At 64.3% G+C, this 521-nt stretch carries 1 protein-coding gene; it reads right to left on the bottom strand.

The genetic code is table 11. The features are described 5' to 3' along the window. Window positions 1–162: 162 nt before the first annotated feature. On the bottom strand, window positions 163–521 hold a 359-nt coding region (locus ACTQ46_RS11195; RefSeq protein WP_441749898.1), incomplete at its 5' end, for a hypothetical protein.

Raw genomic sequence — 521 nt, forward strand, 5'->3', positions numbered from 1 at the left:
GTTCGAGCTCGTAGGCGTCCACGACGAAATCGAGCATCTCATCATCAAACGTCAACGGCTGCCCCTCCACCGGCCCAGGGCCATGGCAGGCATACTCCTCGAGCCAGTCGATGACGGCATAGCCGAGAGAGCACTTCTGCCCCTCGAACAAGGGCCGGAACATCAGCCTGCGCGCCGCTTCCGCGCCCGGTCAAGGCTCGACACCTTGCCGGCGGATGCGACCGACTCCACAGACTTCTGATAGGCACCCCTCGGACCCCGATACTGGGGCCGGCGACCCTCCACGTCTGGCAACCGCAGCGCGGCCAATAGCTGCTTGAGGACCGTGGCCGTCGCGTTCGCCTCACGCAGCGCCGAGTTCACGACCAAGCTGGCCACTCCGTTATCGTCCGTCTCAATCGACAGCAGCACGTCATGCTTGCCACGGATCGCCGCATCCAGAGAGTCAAGCCGATCCTTTGCCCGGCATGCCTCCTCCAGTTGCACCAACTGCTCCGGCGTCAGCTCGAACACGTCCGCCA

The sequence above is a fragment of the Gallicola sp. Sow4_E12 genome (genome assembly GCF_052116305.1).
Taxonomy (GTDB): Bacteria; Bacillota; Clostridia; order Tissierellales; family Peptoniphilaceae; genus JBQKLI01.